The sequence below is a fragment of the Bartonella sp. AP280QHHD genome (assembly GCF_042196125.1).
Taxonomy (GTDB): Bacteria; Pseudomonadota; Alphaproteobacteria; order Rhizobiales; family Rhizobiaceae; genus Bartonella.
The window spans coordinates 41,537-57,921 of record NZ_JBHIPQ010000013.1 but is presented as its reverse complement, the minus strand read 5'-3'; the positions used below and the strand labels follow the sequence as shown (position 1 = coordinate 57,921).

The following is a 16,385-nucleotide window of genomic DNA, read 5'->3' as shown; positions in this document are numbered from 1 at the left end:
AACGTAATAACAGCCTCATTTTGCAACAGATTAGAAGTTTGATTTTAAAATTCTTTCCACAAGCATAGGCTTCCGTTCTAAAAAATATTGTTTGTTTCCTGATCTATCCCCTGTTTTTCTTAATTCTTTCATGTCTATTGGTATACAACTTGTTGTCCAAACAGTTAGATATAACCACAGTCACTTCGATAGATATAAAACACTTAACCTTAGAGCTGTATTTTGAGTTTACCAATTACAGATTATAATAAAATATTAAAAAGAGTAAAAAACACGATAAAAGCAATTTTTTTCATTCTAAAAATACATTTGATTTATAATCATGTTTTATTGTTTGCCATGTTGAATGAGAAATCCGAATATCGTAATGTTTTCTCATTTCAAACCTATTTATATTGAATTAAACAAAACCGTCTCTCTTACACGTCATAAGAGGAATTAATATTAAGTAAAAATTGTATAAAAAAGCACAAAAATGCCGATAAATGCCTCAAGTGCTGAGATCTATTGCAACATCGGAGGCTGACAAATAGGCAAAGTGTATGATAATGTCAGCTTATTTCTTCATAAGTGTAAAGATGATGGAGCTCAATGGATTTATCATTGTACCATTCACGAGCGCCAGCGTGAAGTGAGCTCTAAGAGATATCTCTTAAAACAAAGCCTGTAAAATGGCATTCTCCTCACACTGTATTCCTATTGAAATAATGATCACCTTGAACCGTGTGAGTTTAGATCTTCAAAGCTCATCTGCATAACATTTTAATGTGATTGTTATCCAATATTAAAATACTTCTAACATGATGTACAAACTATAAAGAAATAAGAAAAAACATTTGAAAATGTAAATATGAAATCTAAAAATTTAACTCTAAGATACAATCTATCTTCATTCATATAAATACACAGTATACATTCTTAAACCTATAAGACTAAGAAAACCTAAACATTGATGAAACCTATAACCCTACCTGAGAAACAGTGACAATCATGTTAAATCAAATTGTCCGCAAGTGTCTCTCATTGAAAAAAACAATATCTTATCTGGACGGCACATATAACATCTTTTTATACGAAAAAACTATAAAGAAGTAATTCGTTATGAATCACAGCTTCCAAGACAAGAAGATATTTTCCACCTCTTGTGCCATCTGTAAATTCTCATCATAAACAGATATCGTTTTTATTCTTCAATGTTTCATAAACTGTTCTAAATCGAATCCATCATGCCTTGTATCTAATCAAAATCGATCTTACCAAAGATCATGCTAAAAAACGTAATAATATTATTCATAAAAAATAAAAAAATCACAATAGATGTTTTTTGGCAATTTCACCAGCACTAGCAGCAATGCTTAAATCTAATCTAAGAAATAAAATATTCATTTTCAGAAAGATGAAAAGAAGCTCATAAAAAAGAGTTTTTGTAATCTGTTTCCTAAAGCATGTGATATAGTAGCAACACGCGGCAAGAATATGCAATGCTAAAGTTTCAGCAATCAAAAGCAATTTTTACTGAAAAAAGAGAAAACAGCATCATTTTATACTAAAACAGTCAACAGAAAACGTGTAGCAGCAAAATAAACCAAAAAACATCAAAAAGGTTCGGGATTATACAGAAAAATAAGCTAATAGAATAAAAGGAAAACTCTCTAACTTTTTATAGCCTATAAATATCATTTAAACATGGTGATCCCGACAGGATTCGAACCTGTGACCCACGGCTTAGAAGGCCGTTGCTCTATCCAGCTGAGCTACGGGACCCAACTGATTATTTTCTCAATTCAAAATAGCATCTTCAATTCAATGTGTCCAAGAATGCTGCCGATCACTGCGAAAATTATCAGAATAAGAAATAGCACGTCGAATCGATGTATGTTTCTTTTCTACACGGTAAGAGATAGCATTCTTACGTGCAAAAGCAATCGCTTCTTCCTTCCTATTAAATCGAATCTTTACCTGATTATTCATATCAGACGTTGCCGTGTAGCCCATAAGAGGTTCAAGCATTTTTGCTTTCATTGGCTCATACTCTAGAATCCAAAAAACTGTATTCCCCTTACCTGACTGCATAGCTGTCTTAGCAGGACTATAAATACGTGCGATCATGCCTTTTTCCTTCAGATTACACAACGCTTGGATGATAGTTTCTCACCACAAGTACCCAATTGGGTCATTCTCACACACTCAATCAAATATGGTCGGAGCGATAGGATTCGAACCTACGACCCCCTGATCCCAAATCAGGTGCGCTACCAGGCTGCGCTACGCTCCGCCATTTACATTTACTTGATGCACATTTCCTAAAATTTTCACAACAGAAGTGCAAGAGAAAAACACACTTTTTTTTAATTTTGTTGCATTTCTTTACAAAAAAGCACATTTTTTAATTTTTCCCCCTACTCAATAACAAATTTATTGACAAATAGTAGAAAATAACTTCCGTAAGAAAATCCAATCTATATTAAAAAATAACGAATTTCTCTATAAGGATTTCATAATTTTTATCCTGTTTTAAGCAAGCTCTCATTGTATCAAAACACATTCCACAGATACAGTTTTAGAAAAAATGACTTAAATATCATAGAAAAACTTTCCCAAAGAGAACATAAGCCAAAAAATTCAGCTGTATTAAGCTTTTTTCCCCTCTTTTTCTATCTTCCCAAAGACTCTTTTATTAAAAATTCTAGAATCTTCTACAATCCAAACCCATAAACAACAAACATTTTTTCAAAGCACAAAGGTTTTATTATAAATAAAATAAAGCGCTCTTTTTAGAAAAATTTTCAAATGCGAAGATGGTAAGAATTCAACATCATACAATAAAATCTCAAAGCTATTTAAAATAAAAACACGATAAGAGTAAAAAACACTATTTTTTACTCTTATATAGATATCCAAAAAGAAGAAAATTTAAATGACTTGTCTTCCACATATTGAAACGATAATAGAAGGACAGAATAATTAAGCCATGATAAGGAGTATTTACGGATTTCTTCTATTTAAAACTTCAGCAATAACAGCACGTGTTATTTTTCTTTTTCTTTGTAATGCCAACTGATCAACAGAATCAACAACACGCTTCAATGAAAATAAAGAACGTTCACAACGGCTTACAAGATAATAAACCGTATCTGGATGTACAATAAGTTGCCTATCGGAAAAAAGCTTAAATGCAACAGCTGTTAACAATGCATCATCAGGCTGATTAATTTCAACGAACATCACCGAATTAAGACGACTTTTTAGATCATTTAACATTAAATTCCAAGCGGAAGGAAGTGTTTGTGCCGTCATCAATAAAGTAGCCTGTCGTGCATCAAGATTTGCTTGCTTAATACTGTTAATTAAATGAAAAAGTTCTGTCTCATTGATTTCACCTGTATCAATATCCTCTATTAAAAATGATCTGCCTAAAGAAGCCATAGTAACAGCCTGATCAAGTTCATTGTGCTGAATCCTGAAAGCATCTGCTTTTTGGAGCCATATATTAGAAAAATGCGTTTTTCCAGATCCTTCTTTACCAACCAAAACTGCAATAGGTAAGCTCCAATTGGGCCAGTGATCAATAAGCTGAAAAGCCATACGATTGCTTTCCGTTACCACTAAATCCTCAAATTGAAAAATCGGATCATAAGGAAAATTTAAAGATAATTGCGTTTCACGCCCATTCATTTTAGCGACTCCGAATTTCCGCTTCGCGAATACATCTGAGAACTCAGATAAGTATGAAGAGCAAAACGAACTAAAACGCCAACAGCCGCTGCCGCAGGAACAGCAACAAGCATACCAGTAAAACCAAAGAGTGAAGAAAAAGCAAAAAGTGAAAACATCAACCATACGGGATGTAATCCCACTGATGAACCTACAAGCTTGGGTTGAAGAATATAACCTTCAATAAATTGACCAATTAAAAAAAGTGCCATCACAACGATGATTCCCCCCCAATTATTGGGATAAAACTGGACCCATGCAATACCAACAGAAAGGACCAAGCCACTCATTGTGCCGATATAAGGAACAAAGCTAATAAGACCAATAAACATACCAATCAAAAGACTAAAATTGAGTCCTGCAATCGTTAAACCAATAGCATAATAGCCTCCCAATATGAGACAAACTGTTCCTTGTCCACGAACAAAGCCTGCAATAGCTCTATCCATTTCATGAAAAATACTACGAACAGTTTCAAGATGATCACGCGGTATTAACGAATCGATTGCTGTTACCATACGTGGCCAATCTAATAACATATAAAATGCCACCACAGGTGCCACAACAAATAGGCTAACGATATTAACGATTGATTTTCCTGACTTTAAAAGTGAATTCAAAAGAGACGTAATAAAATCCGAACCTTCTCCCAAAAATCCTTTAATATTATTCCGTAATTCATTTGGATCACTTCCAAAATAGCGCCTTAACCAATCAAAATCATGCTCAACAAAAAAGGTTTGAATACGATTAATGTAAACAGGTAAACCATCACTCATAAATTGCTGTATTTGCCAACTAATAACAGGAATCAAAATAATTAAAGCAGCAACAAAGGTAATAACAATAAATAGGGTGATAAGGACAGTCCCAAACACACGACGAATACCAAATTTTTCAAGTAATTGAACAATGGGATTGAGAAAATAAGCCAACACAATCCCTGCCACAAAAGGAAGCAAAATTGATCCAAAAACAAACATAAAAAGAATGAAAAAAATCAGCGTACCAAGCCAAAAAAAGATTTGTCTTTTCATATTATTCGGCAAAGGTAATTGAGTATACGCTGGCACATAAGTCTTATAACGATCACGAGATGTATTCTCACTCACTTTCTTTCTCATAAGCTGCCAAGAGGACTGTCCGTGATTATCTGATATCTTGCTCATAAAATATCCTAAAAAATTCTTCACAAAAAATTATAAACAACTTCAAAATAAGGTACAAGAAAAGTTGCTTATTTTCTTATCAATATCTCTTGCAGAGAGAACTCTATCATGGCATTGCATAATATCAAAACCTGATTTTCCATTAAAGGAAGGCTCCAATGAGCAATCAAGATCTTACAAATAATAAATCCAAGGCTGGGGATAAATCCAAAGCTGGTCTTACCTACGCAAAAGCCGGTGTAAACATCGATATGGGTAATGCCATGGTAGAAAAAATTAAACCCTTTATACGCGCAACAAAACGAGCCGGAACAGATGCAGAAATTGGCGGTTTTGGTGGACTTTTTGATTTAAAAGCAGCAGGCTTTACGGATCCTATCCTAGTAGCAGCCAATGATGGTGTGGGAACAAAATTAAAAATTGCCATTGAAGTAGGTCACCATAACACTGTAGGTATTGATCTTGTAGCTATGTGTGTCAATGATTTACTCGTACAAGGGGCTGAACCTCTCTTTTTTCTGGATTATTTTGCAACTGGAAAGCTTGACCCTGAACAAGGAACTGCGATTGTTTCCGGTATTGCAGAAGGATGTAAACAAGCCGGTGCTGCCCTTATTGGAGGAGAAACTGCAGAAATGCCAGGAATGTATGCAGAGGGAGATTATGATCTAGCTGGTTTTGCTGTTGGAGCATGCGAACGTAGCAAGCTACTCCCTTCAAAAGATTTGACAGAAGGTGATATTATATTAGGTCTAAGCGCCTCTGGAATTCATTCCAATGGCTTTTCGCTTGTTCGACGAATCATCCAGCAAAATTATCTCAAATGGAATGACCCTGCCCCTTTTTCCCCCGAAAGCAGCCTTGGTATAGCACTTCTTACACCAACACGCATTTATGTAAAATCGCTTCTTCCCATCATGCGAAAATATGAAGGGATTAAAGCTCTTGCTCATATTACGGGTGGAGGTTTTCCTGAAAATATTCCACGTGTCCTTCCATCCTCTCTCTGCGCTGAAATTAATCTTTCTAGCATCAATGTTCCAGCAGTATTTTCATGGATTGCCAAACAAGGTAAAATAGAAGAAACAGAAATGTTAAGAACATTTAATTGTGGTATTGGCATGATCATTATCGTAGCACAGCATGCAGCTGAAACAATTACACAAGCTCTTGAAAGAAAAGGAGAGACTGTAACTCCCCTTGGCATTTTAACAAAATGCCAAGATCAAAATAAAGGAATACTTTATAAAGGGGTACTGCATTTATGAAAAAACAAATCGTCGTTTTCATTTCTGGTAATGGATCCAATATGGTCGCCCTTGCTCAAGCTAGCCAACAAACGGCATATCCTGCTGAAATCGTCGCGGTTATTTGCGATAATCCGCGTGCCAACGGTATTGAAAAAGCGCAAAACCATAACTTACCTATTCATATTGTTGATCGTAAAATTTACAAAACAAAAGAAGAGCATGAAGAAAATATTTTTACAATTTTAAATCAATATAAACCGGATTTTCTCTGCTTTGCAGGGTATATGCGCCTTATCTCACCACGTTTTGTAAAACTTTATGAAGGACGAATTCTAAATATTCATCCTTCTCTTTTGCCTTCATTTAAAGGCTTAAACACACATGAAAAAGCTTTACAAGCAGGTGTAAAAATCACGGGTTGCACTGTTCACCTTGTTACAGAAGACATGGATGCAGGAAAAATCCTTGCCCAAGCAGCCGTTCCAGTCTATCCCCATGATACTGCTGAGTGCTTAGCACAAAGAGTTCTTAAAGCAGAGCATAAACTCTATCCCGAAGCCTTAAAAGCATTTATTGAAGGGAAGAGCAAAATGGTCGATACGCAACAACAGCTTTTATCTTTTTGAGTGTATCAACAATCTATTAATCAGCATATTTCAATGCTTTACACATAGTTTTTGCTCAGTATCTACAATTGAAAATCTCTATGAAATATTGACATAATAGAGTCCATCTCTTCATAAATTTTTGCACAAAATATGTAATTTTTTGAATTTTAGTTCATTTTTAAAATTTTTCTTCTTTATTCAATTCTATGACATTATCATAAGCTCTATTTATCAAAATACTCTCGTATTTCGCCTAAAAAATCTTAAAATACGCAATTTTCTATTGCATAAATTTTTGTTTATGACGAAAGTGTTTCTTTAACTGTTACAGCTAACTGTTTGAGTGTAAAAGGCTTAGATAAAAAACCAAAAACAGCATCTTGTGGAAGATTTTTAGCAAAGGCATCTTTTGCATATCCAGAAACGAAAAGAAATTTGATATCAGGATAGTTTTTACGGACTTCCTTCAATAAAGTTGGCCCATCCATTTCTGGCATCACCACATCGGAAACAATAATATCAACTTCTCCTTTTTGTTCCTCAAGAATAGAGAGTGCTTCCACCCCACTTGCTGCCTCTAAAACCGTATATCCTCTCATTTGAAGAGCTCTTACCCCCCCCATTCTGACCGCATCTTCATCTTCAACTAATAAAACAGTCGCAGATCCTGTTAAGTCTATATTTTTATCTTTCTCTTCATCTTTTTCAATCTTTTGAGAAATTTCTCCTTTTATATTGGGGATATAACGGGGAAGAAAAATATGAAATGTTGCTCCTTCACCTTCTTTACTTTCACAATAAATATACCCACCGCTCTGCTTGATAATTCCATAAACCATTGATAAACCAAGTCCTGTTCCTTTTCCAACTTCTTTTGTTGTAAAAAATGGCTCAAACATTTTTTCTTGTATAGCAGCAGATATACCAGCCCCTGTATCTGAGATAGTCAATTGCACATACTCACCAATTGCTAATCCAAGATGATTAAATTCAGCACTTTGTTGCTTTGTAATATTATTTGTCGCAATCGTAACAATACCTCCATCTAACATGGCATCACGCGCATTAATAACCAAATTCATAATAACACGCTGAAAAGATGCTTGATCAACTTCAACGCTCCACAAATCTCTTCCATGGATAATTTTTAACTGAATATTATTCCCCAAAAGTGGTAAAATAAGATTGCGAATGTCTGATAAAAACTCTGTAAAATCAACTTCTTCAGGTCGAAGTGTTTGCTTTCTAGAAAAAGCTAATAATTGTTGTACAAGAGCCGCTGCACGATTAGCATTATTTTTAATATTGATAAGATCAGCATGAGCAGGATCAGAACTACGATGGGTATTTAAAAGAAGATCACATGACATTAAAATTGCTGTTAAAACATTATTAAAATCATGAGCAATACCGCCTGCCAATTGTCCAACAGCTTGCATCTTCTGACTTTGCATCATTTTATCTTCAAGCGTTTTTTGTTCTGTTGTTTCAATGACAGAGAGAATGACCAAATCTTGCAATGCATCACCATGATATGGTGGTACAGACATAACATGGAGACGTAAATGGCGTTCTTCATTTTTTTCTAAAACAGTTTCTAGAGAAACAAAATAATTTTTATTTGTCGCAATTTTCTGAAAGGCACGCTCTAACTGCACACAATCACGACGAGAAATAACATCATAAAAATTGATCGTTTTATCCATGCATCCCGTGAGTGATGAAAAAGCATTATTCATATGAACCAATTGCCCTGCATGATCCACCACGGCTATTGCAAAAGGACTTGCATCAAAATATTCTCCTAATATGCTGGGTAATTTTAATTGATCATCCTCTTCTTTTTGTATTTGTTGTGGAATGATCACAACACGATAAATGGCTTCCTCTTCTAAGAGAGAAGAAACAGATATAAGACAATGGAATATTTTCTCACAAGTCGTGTGTGAATTTAAACATAACGAAAACCTATAAGGTAAAAAGTAACCTGAACTTTGATATCTGTTGGTTTGTAAACAGATATCACTCCATGAGCTCTTAGCGCCAACGCTATCAAATAACGAATCAAAATTATATTGACCAATTGAGAAATTCGCTAAATCAATTGAAAACCATTCGGCAAAAGTCGCATTGGCATAAAGAATAGTTCCTTGTCTATTAACGGATACAAAACCAATAGAAGCTTGATCCAAGTGATTGATAGCCTCTTGAAGGTTCGAGAAAAAAACTTCTCGCGTTTGTTGTAAGTGCGAAATATCAGTAATACGCCAAAATAAAAGCTTTTTTTTCTGTTTTGTGATAGGTTGAACGGAAATATTATACCAAACAGATTTTTTTGGTGTAGAATCGGTAAAAATTGGTTGTTCTACTCTCAATTCCTCTTGCGCTGCAAGATTATTACAGGCTGCAACCTTTAAGTGGTACGAGAGTGCACCAGCTCCTGGAAGATCCGCAATAACCCTATAACAAGACACTTCAGGCTTATAGGTCAGAATTTTTCGATAGTTTTGATTAGAATAATAAACAAAACCAGAAAGATCAGAGATTACAATTGCATCATCGCTCCTATTAAAGATGCTAAAATCAAAATCTTCATGCGACCACACATGATATCTTAAAATTCCCATTCCACACAAAACGAGTGTTGCAACACCGATCATTGCTAGAATCAAAAAAGATATTGATATCGCCTGTTGCAAATAGTTTTGTGGATAAAAAAAACCTAAAATACCCACAATGAAAAGAAAACCTAATACAAAAACAACACCAAAAATCACAACTCTCCGATGAAACGAAGACGCTGATCTTTCATTATTCTCAAAATCTTTATCCATCTCTCTTTGCCTTAGCTTATAGCTATTTCTTATGTCACAAAACTTCCTTTATATTCGTTGTTATGTTGTTATAAAGTATATACTATGATATTATCTAAGATAAGCTCGCTTAATATTCAAAAGTTTATTTCTTACATTATAAGTGAACCTTTTGAGGGTATGTTTATAAATTTATCTCAATAAAAAATAATATTTCCATCCAAAATGGGAGAAAATCTATGTATATCTGGTTATCAGAGCAGATAGGTGTATCTGCTGCAAACATAACGATAAGCTTTTTGCTTTTTATAATAACAATCGCAGCTATTACCGTAATTATCGTGTTTTTACGTCGCTTAAGTACAGGAAGATACAGCATTAATAGAAAAAAAAGTCTATCACGATTAGCATTATGTGAAGTAATTTCTATAGATCGAGCACGCCGCCTTGTTTTAGTCCGTTGCGATAATAAAGAACATTTGCTCCTTATTGGCGGATTAACAGATGTGGTTGTAGAATCCGATATTACTGGTACATCAAAAATACAAAAAAGAGAAACACACACACATCTAAATTCCGCCCCTCCAGAAAGAAACGATGTATCGGATAAAAGTCCCTCTCCTTTTACGAATCAAGCGGTAAAAGATTCAGCCATCACCGCCGAAATTGAGGGGCGGCAAGAACCATCTTTATTCATTCCTACCCCTCAAAAATAAAAATATACAATTTCATCACCACGAATTTCGTTTGTTTATCATCTCAATAACCTTAATCATCGCGATAAACTCTTTCACGTCGTTCGTGACGTTCTTGCGCTTCCAATGACAAAACGGCTATCGGCCGAGCCTCAAGACGCTTGATACTAATGGGTTCGCCGGTTTCTTCACAAAAACCGTATGTTCCATTATCAATGCGCTCTAAAGCAGCATCTATTTTTGAAATAAGTTTCCTCTGACGATCACGAGCACGTAATTCGATTGTACGATCAGTTTCACAAGAAGCCCGATCAGTCAAATCGGGCTGACCAACATTCTCTTCCTGCAAATTTTCCAAAGTCTCACGAGCTTCTTTTAATATATCATTCTTCCAAGAAACCAATTTAGCACGAAAATACGCCTTTTGCCGCTCATTCATAAAAGGCTCATCTTCACTAGGGCGATATTGACCATCAATCTCTTCGCTCATGCAATAAAAAACCTCCACATATGCTATGTGCGGTCTATATATTGTGCAATACCCATCAACACAAGAGTAAAATGTTTTTTCATAACAATCGACGAATATATCTAAATGCACTGTTTAGGTTTGATCGCTTTTTTATGTAGATTGAATTCTTGATCAAATCTCATCCAGAATCATTTTTTTCGCTTATTGAAAAACTTTAAAAAGAAGGAAATCTAATATCAGATATCAGAGCCATCCCTCCCCTACTCTCTACATTGTTTAAAATCTAAATGAAGCAACAATAAATCATTTCATCAATGCAAAAAAATAAAATCTTTATAAAGGCAAAGTGTGATATTCACGTTTCAAATACATCAAAGCATCTTTTTCTTTATTACAGTTGATTGCAACAACCTCACCAATCAAAACACAATGGGTTGCGTGTTCGTGCCAACAAATCAAACGACAATCAAACGACGCTAGAGCGTCTGAAAGACTAGGCGCCCCCGTTTGCAAAGCTCCCCATTGAGCAACATCAAAACGCTCATTTTGTGTAGAATTGCAACGCCTCGAAAAAACATCCGCTAATGAGCGATGTTTTCCTGCCAAGCTATTAACACAAAAATTTCCATTCTCCATAAACACCTGATTCTTTAAATTATGGCGCATGAGACAAACAAGAAGGGTTGGAGGATCATCAGATAAAGAACAACACGCCGAAACAGTCACCCCACGTCTTCCCTTAATACCATTTGTTGTCACAATATGCACAGCTCCTGCAAAAAGACTCATGGCATCTCGATATTCTTGAGAAGAAACCGCAATAGTATGTTTATGTTGAAGTTCAGGCATCAAATATGTTTTATGATTCGACATATCTTTCACTTATAAAGCTTTAAAATTTCAAGCAATCTTTCCATAAAAAGACCTATAATACATATTTTTTCTTTTCCGTCATAACACAAAAAATATTTGTGTATACACAGCGATATGATAAAAACTGCCAATCTAAGGAGATTTTAATGCCTCATTTTCATCTCATTTCGCCTTCTCTCTTGGCTTCTGATTTTTCTAAACTTGGACAAGAAATGTTAGATGTTGTTGATGCTGGTGCAGATTGGCTTCATCTTGATATTATGGATGGGCACTTTGTTCCTAACATCACCTTTGGTCCTGAAATCGTCAAAGCTCTACGCCCATTAACAAAAGCAATATTTGATGTCCACCTGATGATCGCACCAGTAGACCCTTATTTAGAAGCTTTTGCAAAAGCAGGTTCAGATATTATAACTATTCATGCTGAAGCAGGTCCACATCTTCATCGTTCATTACAAACAATCAAAAAAATGGGGAAAAAAGCAGGAATCGCACTCAATCCAAGCACCCCTGAACATGTACTTGAATATTTGCTTGATCAATTAGATCTCATTCTCATCATGACGGTCAATCCCGGTTTTGGTGGACAAAGTTTTATTCCAGAAATAAAAAATAAAATTAAGCGCGTTAAAAACATGATTGCAAACCGCCCTATTGATCTTGAAGTTGATGGTGGTATCACCGTTGATACAATTGGGATAGCTGCAAAAGCTGGTGCAAATGTATTTGTCGCAGGCTCTGCAATTTATAAAGATGGAAATAAAGAGCTTTACAAAACACGTATTAGTGCATTGCGCCAAGCCGCAATCCTCTCACAACAAGGAAAAAAATGATGATCGCACGTTATTCCCGCCCTGCAATGGTAACAATTTGGTCTCCCGAAACAAAATATCGTATTTGGTTTGAAATTGAAGCCCATGCCTGTGATGCCCTTGCTCACTTAGGGATTATTCCGAAAGAAGCCGCCAAAGTCATTTGGGAAAAAGGGGCAGCAGCTAAATTTGATGTCAATCGCATTGATGAAATTGAAGCAATTACCAAACATGATGTTATCGCATTTCTAACCCACCTAGCTGAATTCATTGGACCAGAGGCACGTTTTATCCACCAAGGCATGACATCATCTGATGTTCTCGATACAACGCTGAACATTCAATTGATGCGTGCGAGTGATATTTTGCTAGAGGATATAGATCAACTTCTTGAAGCATTAAAAAGACGTGCTTTTGAGCATAAAGAGACAATCACCATTGGGCGGAGTCATGGCATTCATGCTGAACCGACAACATTTGGAATCAAGTTTGCTCTTGCATACGCTGAATTTTCCCGTTGTCGCAAACGTCTTCTTGCTGCACGAGAAGAAATTTCTACTTGCGCGATTTCAGGAGCTGTAGGAACTTTTGCTAATATCGATCCACGCGTTGAAGAACATGTAGCAAAAGCCTTGAAGATGCGTACTGAACCGGTTTCCACCCAAGTAATACCAAGAGATCGTCATGCTATGTTTTTTGCAACACTTGGTGTTATTGCTTCCTCTATTGAAAGGCTAGCAATAGAAATACGCCACTTACAACGAACAGAAGTTCTTGAAGCAGAGGAACATTTCTCACCTGGGCAAAAAGGTTCATCGGCAATGCCTCATAAACGTAATCCAGTTTTAACAGAAAATTTAACTGGATTAGCCCGTATGGTACGTGCATTTGCACTCCCAGCCATGGAAAATGTAGCTCTTTGGCATGAACGTGATATTTCCCATTCATCTGTTGAGCGTTATATTGCTCCAGATGCGACGATTACACTTGATTTTGCTCTTTCTCGCCTCACATCTGTCATTGAAAATCTCATTGTCTATCCAGAAAATATGCAAAAAAATCTCAATAAATTCCGCGGTCTTGTTCACTCACAACGGGTTCTTTTAGCACTCACACAAGCAGGGATTAGTCGTGAAGATTCTTATCGGATTGTACAACGAAATGCGATGAAAGTTTGGGAACAAGGAAAAGATTTTTTAGAAGAACTCCTCAACGACAAAGATGTTACCAAAGCTTTAAGTGAAGAAGAACTTCGCGAAAAATTTGATCTTTCTTACCACACCAAACATATCAATACGATTTTTAAACGTGTTTTTGAAGAACAATAAAGCGACATAGAAAACCAAAATCCATTCAACCTATGATCAAAAATCTGTTGTAACAAAGAAAACAATTCATGAAAGCAAATCAACTCGATATTCTTATTGTTCCTGGCTACAAAGGATCTGGTCCAGATCATTGGCAAACACGCTGGGAAAAAAAATTGTCGACAGCCAGCCGCATTGAACAACTCCATTGGTCAAAGCCTGTTTGTGAAGAGTGGGTTAACAAAGTTAAAACCGCCATCGCAAAAGCTCAAAGGCCTGTTATGCTTATTGCTCATTCATTAGGAGTTCCCAGTGTTATTCATGCAACTGTACAAAATACAGAAAAAATTTGTGGCGCTTTCTTTGTTGCACCTCCAGATGTCGCCAATGAAAAAATACGTCCCAAACATTTAATGACATTTGGCCCCTATCATCGCCAAAAGCTTCCTTTTCCTTCTATTGTCATAGCCAGTCGCAACGATGAGTTTTGTCAATTTTCAGTAGCAGAAAAAATTGCCAATGATTGGGGATCACTCTTTGTTGATGCTGGGTATTCTGGCCATATTAACGCAGAATCCGGACACGGACCTTGGCCTGAAGGGCTTATGGTCCTCTCTCACTTTCTTGCAAAAATTTGATCCAAAAGAGGTGATCTTCTTTCTCATCGCTTATGTATCTTCACCTTTGGGTAAACGTGTAATGATAAAAATTATAAAAGTATCATAGCAATATCATTGAGAAATTCTATCAATTAGGATAGTATCATTTATCAATGTTATTAAAAACCTCTCAAGATAAATAGAGAATCATGATGAATCGTCGCCACCGTATTTATGAAGGCAAGGCTAAAATTTTATATGAAGGACCTGAACCAGGGACTTACATTCAATTTTTTAAAGATGATGCAACTGCCTTTAATGCAAAAAAACATGAAATTATCGACGGAAAGGGGGTTTTAAACAACCGAATTTCGGAACATATTTTTAGCCATCTTGGACGTTTGGGCATCCCAACACATTTTATCAAACGTATAAACATGCGCGAACAGCTTATTAAAGCGGTGGAAATCATTCCGTTGGAAGTTGTTGTTCGCAATGTTGCTGCCGGCTCTCTTGCTAAACGTTTAGGACTGGAAGAAGGAACCCCGCTTCCGCAATCCATCATTGAATTCTACTATAAAAATGATTCTCTCGATGATCCTATGGTAACGGAAGAACATATCACAGCTTTTGGGTGGGCTGTCCCACAAGAGATAGAAGATATGATGCAACTTTCAATTCGTATTAATGATTTTCTTTCTGGGCTTTTTGCCGGTGTTAACATCCAATTAATTGATTTTAAAATGGAATTTGGTCGCCTGTGGGAAGATGAAACAATGCGCATTGTTCTTGCTGATGAAATCTCTCCTGATTCTGCACGACTATGGGATATGCACACACAAGAAAAAATGGATAAAGACCGTTTTCGTCGTGATATGGGAGGGCTTATTAATGCCTATCAAGAAGTTGCCAAACGTCTTGGTATTATGAATGAAAACGAACCAACACGACCAAGTGGTCCCGTTCTCGTAAAGTAAAAACAAGGTAAAAAACATCACCTTATACAAACACCCCTCTTCAAAGGAGAGGTTCTTTTAACAAGCAGGAAGCAAAAAATGAAAGCACGCATTACGGTTACTTTAAGAGAAAGCGTTCTTGATCCACAAGGAGAAGCAATTGTCGGTGCTTTAAAAAGTTTGGCTTTCGAAGGCATTCAATCTATTCGTCAAGGAAAGGTTTTTGATATTGTTCTTGATGAACTACCTTCTGAAACTGCAAAGAAAAAACTTGAACAAATGTGTGAAGAGTTACTCGCAAATACTGTCATTGAAAATTATACAATCGAACTTCTGTAAGTGAAATGCTCATGAAAACTGCCATCATTCAACTTCCTGGATTAAATCGTGATCGAGATATGGTTGCAGCATTACATCATATAACGGGAGTTGAGCCACTAAAAATTTGGCAAACAGAAACAACAATTCCAGATGTAGATGTTATTATTATTCCTGGTGGTTTTTCCTATGGCGACTACTTAAGATGTGGTGCGATTGGAGCGCGAACTCCCGTCTTAAAAGCCATTCGTGAAAAAGCACAAGAAGGTACGACAATTATAGGTATCTGTAATGGATTTCAAATTTTGTTGGAAGCAGGATTATTACCCGGTACTTTAATGCGTAACGCTTCTTTAAAATTTGTTTGTCGTGAAATCAAGCTTGAAGTCGTCAACGCCAAGACAAAATTTTCTCGATATTATTCTAAAGGACAAATTATTCGTTGTCCTGTTGCCCATCATGACGGAAATTATTTTGTTGATAGTGAAACATTGAAACAAATGGAAGACAATGAACAAATTGTTTTTCGCTATGCAGAAAATACAAACCCGAACGGCTCAATGAAAGATATTGCTGGTATTGTTAATAAAGCTGGTAATATTCTTGGTATGATGCCCCATCCTGAAAACTTTATTGAACCCGCCCACGGAGGTACTGACGGTCGTTTACTTTTTCAAAGTGCTTTAGAGTTAGTAAATGGATAATGCTGCAAAAATACTCGCGCTCCATAATTTAAAAAAACAAGGATTTATACCATTTCTCGCATCGTAAATCTATCAACAAAGCTCTTCACAAACAA

At 36.0% G+C, this 16,385-nt stretch carries 15 protein-coding genes and 2 tRNA genes; 9 read left to right on the top strand and 8 right to left on the bottom strand.

The window, feature by feature from the left end; translation table 11 throughout:
• Positions 1–1,687: 1,687 nt before the first annotated feature.
• From ACFIMK_RS00630 to ACFIMK_RS00610, 5 genes are all read right to left on the bottom strand, one after another.
• Positions 1,688–1,764 (bottom strand) — tRNA-Arg (locus tag ACFIMK_RS00630).
• 39 nt (positions 1,765–1,803) lie between these two features.
• On the bottom strand, positions 1,804–2,109 hold the full coding sequence (locus tag ACFIMK_RS00625) for an ETC complex I subunit (protein ID WP_375671875.1): 306 nt from the start codon (positions 2,107–2,109) through the stop codon (positions 1,804–1,806).
• A gap of 89 nt (positions 2,110–2,198) precedes the next feature.
• Positions 2,199–2,275, bottom strand: a tRNA-Pro gene (locus ACFIMK_RS00620).
• A 710-nt stretch (positions 2,276–2,985) separates the two neighbouring features.
• Entirely contained in the window at positions 2,986–3,675 is a 690-nt protein-coding gene (hdaA, locus tag ACFIMK_RS00615; protein WP_375671874.1) for a DnaA regulatory inactivator HdaA, read from the bottom strand.
• On the bottom strand, positions 3,672–4,883 hold the full coding sequence (locus ACFIMK_RS00610; protein WP_375683058.1) for an AI-2E family transporter: 1,212 nt from the start codon (positions 4,881–4,883) through the stop codon (positions 3,672–3,674). Before ACFIMK_RS00610 ends, hdaA begins: the two co-directional genes overlap by 4 nt.
• 158 nt (positions 4,884–5,041) lie before the next feature.
• On the opposite strand from ACFIMK_RS00610, the gene purM reads away from it, so the two are divergent.
• Positions 5,042–6,151: a phosphoribosylformylglycinamidine cyclo-ligase gene (purM, locus tag ACFIMK_RS00605; RefSeq protein ID WP_375638207.1), complete on the top strand. Its 1,110-nt coding sequence runs from the start codon at positions 5,042–5,044 to the stop codon at positions 6,149–6,151.
• Positions 6,148–6,759 carry a phosphoribosylglycinamide formyltransferase gene (purN, locus tag ACFIMK_RS00600; RefSeq protein ID WP_375613082.1) on the top strand — a complete coding sequence of 204 codons (612 nt, stop codon included), beginning with the start codon at positions 6,148–6,150 and terminating at the stop codon, positions 6,757–6,759. Before purM ends, purN begins: the two co-directional genes overlap by 4 nt.
• Positions 6,760–7,040: 281 nt before the next feature.
• Here purN and ACFIMK_RS00595 read toward each other — a convergent pair whose 3' ends face one another.
• Positions 7,041–9,575 carry a response regulator gene (locus tag ACFIMK_RS00595; RefSeq protein ID WP_375683059.1) on the bottom strand — a complete coding sequence of 845 codons (2,535 nt, stop codon included), beginning with the start codon at positions 9,573–9,575 and terminating at the stop codon, positions 7,041–7,043.
• Positions 9,576–9,793: 218 nt separating this feature from the next.
• On the opposite strand from ACFIMK_RS00595, the gene ACFIMK_RS00590 reads away from it, so the two are divergent.
• Positions 9,794–10,270: a hypothetical protein gene (locus tag ACFIMK_RS00590; protein ID WP_375611550.1), complete on the top strand. Its 477-nt coding sequence runs from the start codon at positions 9,794–9,796 to the stop codon at positions 10,268–10,270.
• Between the two features lie 52 nt (positions 10,271–10,322).
• Here the strand turns inward: ACFIMK_RS00590 and dksA are convergent, their stop codons facing one another.
• Both dksA and ACFIMK_RS00580 read right to left on the bottom strand, forming a co-directional pair.
• Positions 10,323–10,739, bottom strand: coding sequence for an RNA polymerase-binding protein DksA (gene dksA / locus ACFIMK_RS00585; protein WP_015856486.1), 417 nt, complete (start codon positions 10,737–10,739; stop codon positions 10,323–10,325).
• A 315-nt stretch (positions 10,740–11,054) separates the two neighbouring features.
• Positions 11,055–11,594 carry a flavin reductase gene (locus ACFIMK_RS00580; RefSeq protein WP_375611549.1) on the bottom strand — a complete coding sequence of 180 codons (540 nt, stop codon included), beginning with the start codon at positions 11,592–11,594 and terminating at the stop codon, positions 11,055–11,057.
• Between the two features lie 146 nt (positions 11,595–11,740).
• On the opposite strand from ACFIMK_RS00580, the gene rpe reads away from it, so the two are divergent.
• The 6 genes from rpe (at position 11,741) to purQ (ending at position 16,290) form a co-directional block, all read left to right on the top strand.
• On the top strand, positions 11,741–12,427 hold the full coding sequence (gene rpe, locus ACFIMK_RS00575) for a ribulose-phosphate 3-epimerase (protein ID WP_375613084.1): 687 nt from the start codon (positions 11,741–11,743) through the stop codon (positions 12,425–12,427).
• The gene (gene purB / locus ACFIMK_RS00570; RefSeq protein WP_375613148.1) at positions 12,427–13,734 is read left to right on the top strand and encodes an adenylosuccinate lyase; all 1,308 of its coding nucleotides are present in this window, start codon (positions 12,427–12,429) and stop codon (positions 13,732–13,734) included. The genes rpe and purB overlap by 1 nt, the downstream gene beginning before the upstream one ends.
• Positions 13,735–13,802: 68 nt before the next feature.
• Entirely contained in the window at positions 13,803–14,351 is a 549-nt protein-coding gene (locus ACFIMK_RS00565; RefSeq protein WP_375611547.1) for an RBBP9/YdeN family alpha/beta hydrolase, read from the top strand.
• A gap of 173 nt (positions 14,352–14,524) precedes the next feature.
• Positions 14,525–15,289: a phosphoribosylaminoimidazolesuccinocarboxamide synthase gene (gene purC, locus ACFIMK_RS00560; protein ID WP_375613149.1), complete on the top strand. Its 765-nt coding sequence runs from the start codon at positions 14,525–14,527 to the stop codon at positions 15,287–15,289.
• A gap of 78 nt (positions 15,290–15,367) precedes the next feature.
• Positions 15,368–15,607 (top strand): phosphoribosylformylglycinamidine synthase subunit PurS, encoded by a 240-nt coding sequence (purS, locus tag ACFIMK_RS00555; RefSeq protein ID WP_375613085.1) that lies wholly within the window; start codon positions 15,368–15,370, stop codon positions 15,605–15,607.
• Positions 15,608–15,618: 11 nt separating this feature from the next.
• Entirely contained in the window at positions 15,619–16,290 is a 672-nt protein-coding gene (gene purQ / locus ACFIMK_RS00550; protein ID WP_375613086.1) for a phosphoribosylformylglycinamidine synthase subunit PurQ, read from the top strand.
• Positions 16,291–16,385 lie beyond the last annotated feature (95 nt).

Coding starts and splice junctions, on each gene's coding strand:
- ACFIMK_RS00625 (WP_375671875.1), bottom strand. CDS start 2,109: ATGATCGCACGTATTTATAGTCCTGCTAAGACAGCTATGCAGTCAGGT.
- hdaA (WP_375671874.1), bottom strand. CDS start 3,675: ATGAATGGGCGTGAAACGCAATTATCTTTAAATTTTCCTTATGATCCG.
- ACFIMK_RS00610 (WP_375683058.1), bottom strand. CDS start 4,883: ATGAGCAAGATATCAGATAATCACGGACAGTCCTCTTGGCAGCTTATG.
- purM (WP_375638207.1), top strand. CDS start 5,042: ATGAGCAATCAAGATCTTACAAATAATAAATCCAAGGCTGGGGATAAA.
- purN (WP_375613082.1), top strand. CDS start 6,148: ATGAAAAAACAAATCGTCGTTTTCATTTCTGGTAATGGATCCAATATG.
- ACFIMK_RS00595 (WP_375683059.1), bottom strand. CDS start 9,575: ATGGATAAAGATTTTGAGAATAATGAAAGATCAGCGTCTTCGTTTCAT.
- ACFIMK_RS00590 (WP_375611550.1), top strand. CDS start 9,794: ATGTATATCTGGTTATCAGAGCAGATAGGTGTATCTGCTGCAAACATA.
- dksA (WP_015856486.1), bottom strand. CDS start 10,739: ATGAGCGAAGAGATTGATGGTCAATATCGCCCTAGTGAAGATGAGCCT.
- ACFIMK_RS00580 (WP_375611549.1), bottom strand. CDS start 11,594: ATGTCGAATCATAAAACATATTTGATGCCTGAACTTCAACATAAACAT.
- rpe (WP_375613084.1), top strand. CDS start 11,741: ATGCCTCATTTTCATCTCATTTCGCCTTCTCTCTTGGCTTCTGATTTT.
- purB (WP_375613148.1), top strand. CDS start 12,427: ATGATCGCACGTTATTCCCGCCCTGCAATGGTAACAATTTGGTCTCCC.
- ACFIMK_RS00565 (WP_375611547.1), top strand. CDS start 13,803: ATGAAAGCAAATCAACTCGATATTCTTATTGTTCCTGGCTACAAAGGA.
- purC (WP_375613149.1), top strand. CDS start 14,525: ATGAATCGTCGCCACCGTATTTATGAAGGCAAGGCTAAAATTTTATAT.
- purS (WP_375613085.1), top strand. CDS start 15,368: ATGAAAGCACGCATTACGGTTACTTTAAGAGAAAGCGTTCTTGATCCA.
- purQ (WP_375613086.1), top strand. CDS start 15,619: ATGAAAACTGCCATCATTCAACTTCCTGGATTAAATCGTGATCGAGAT.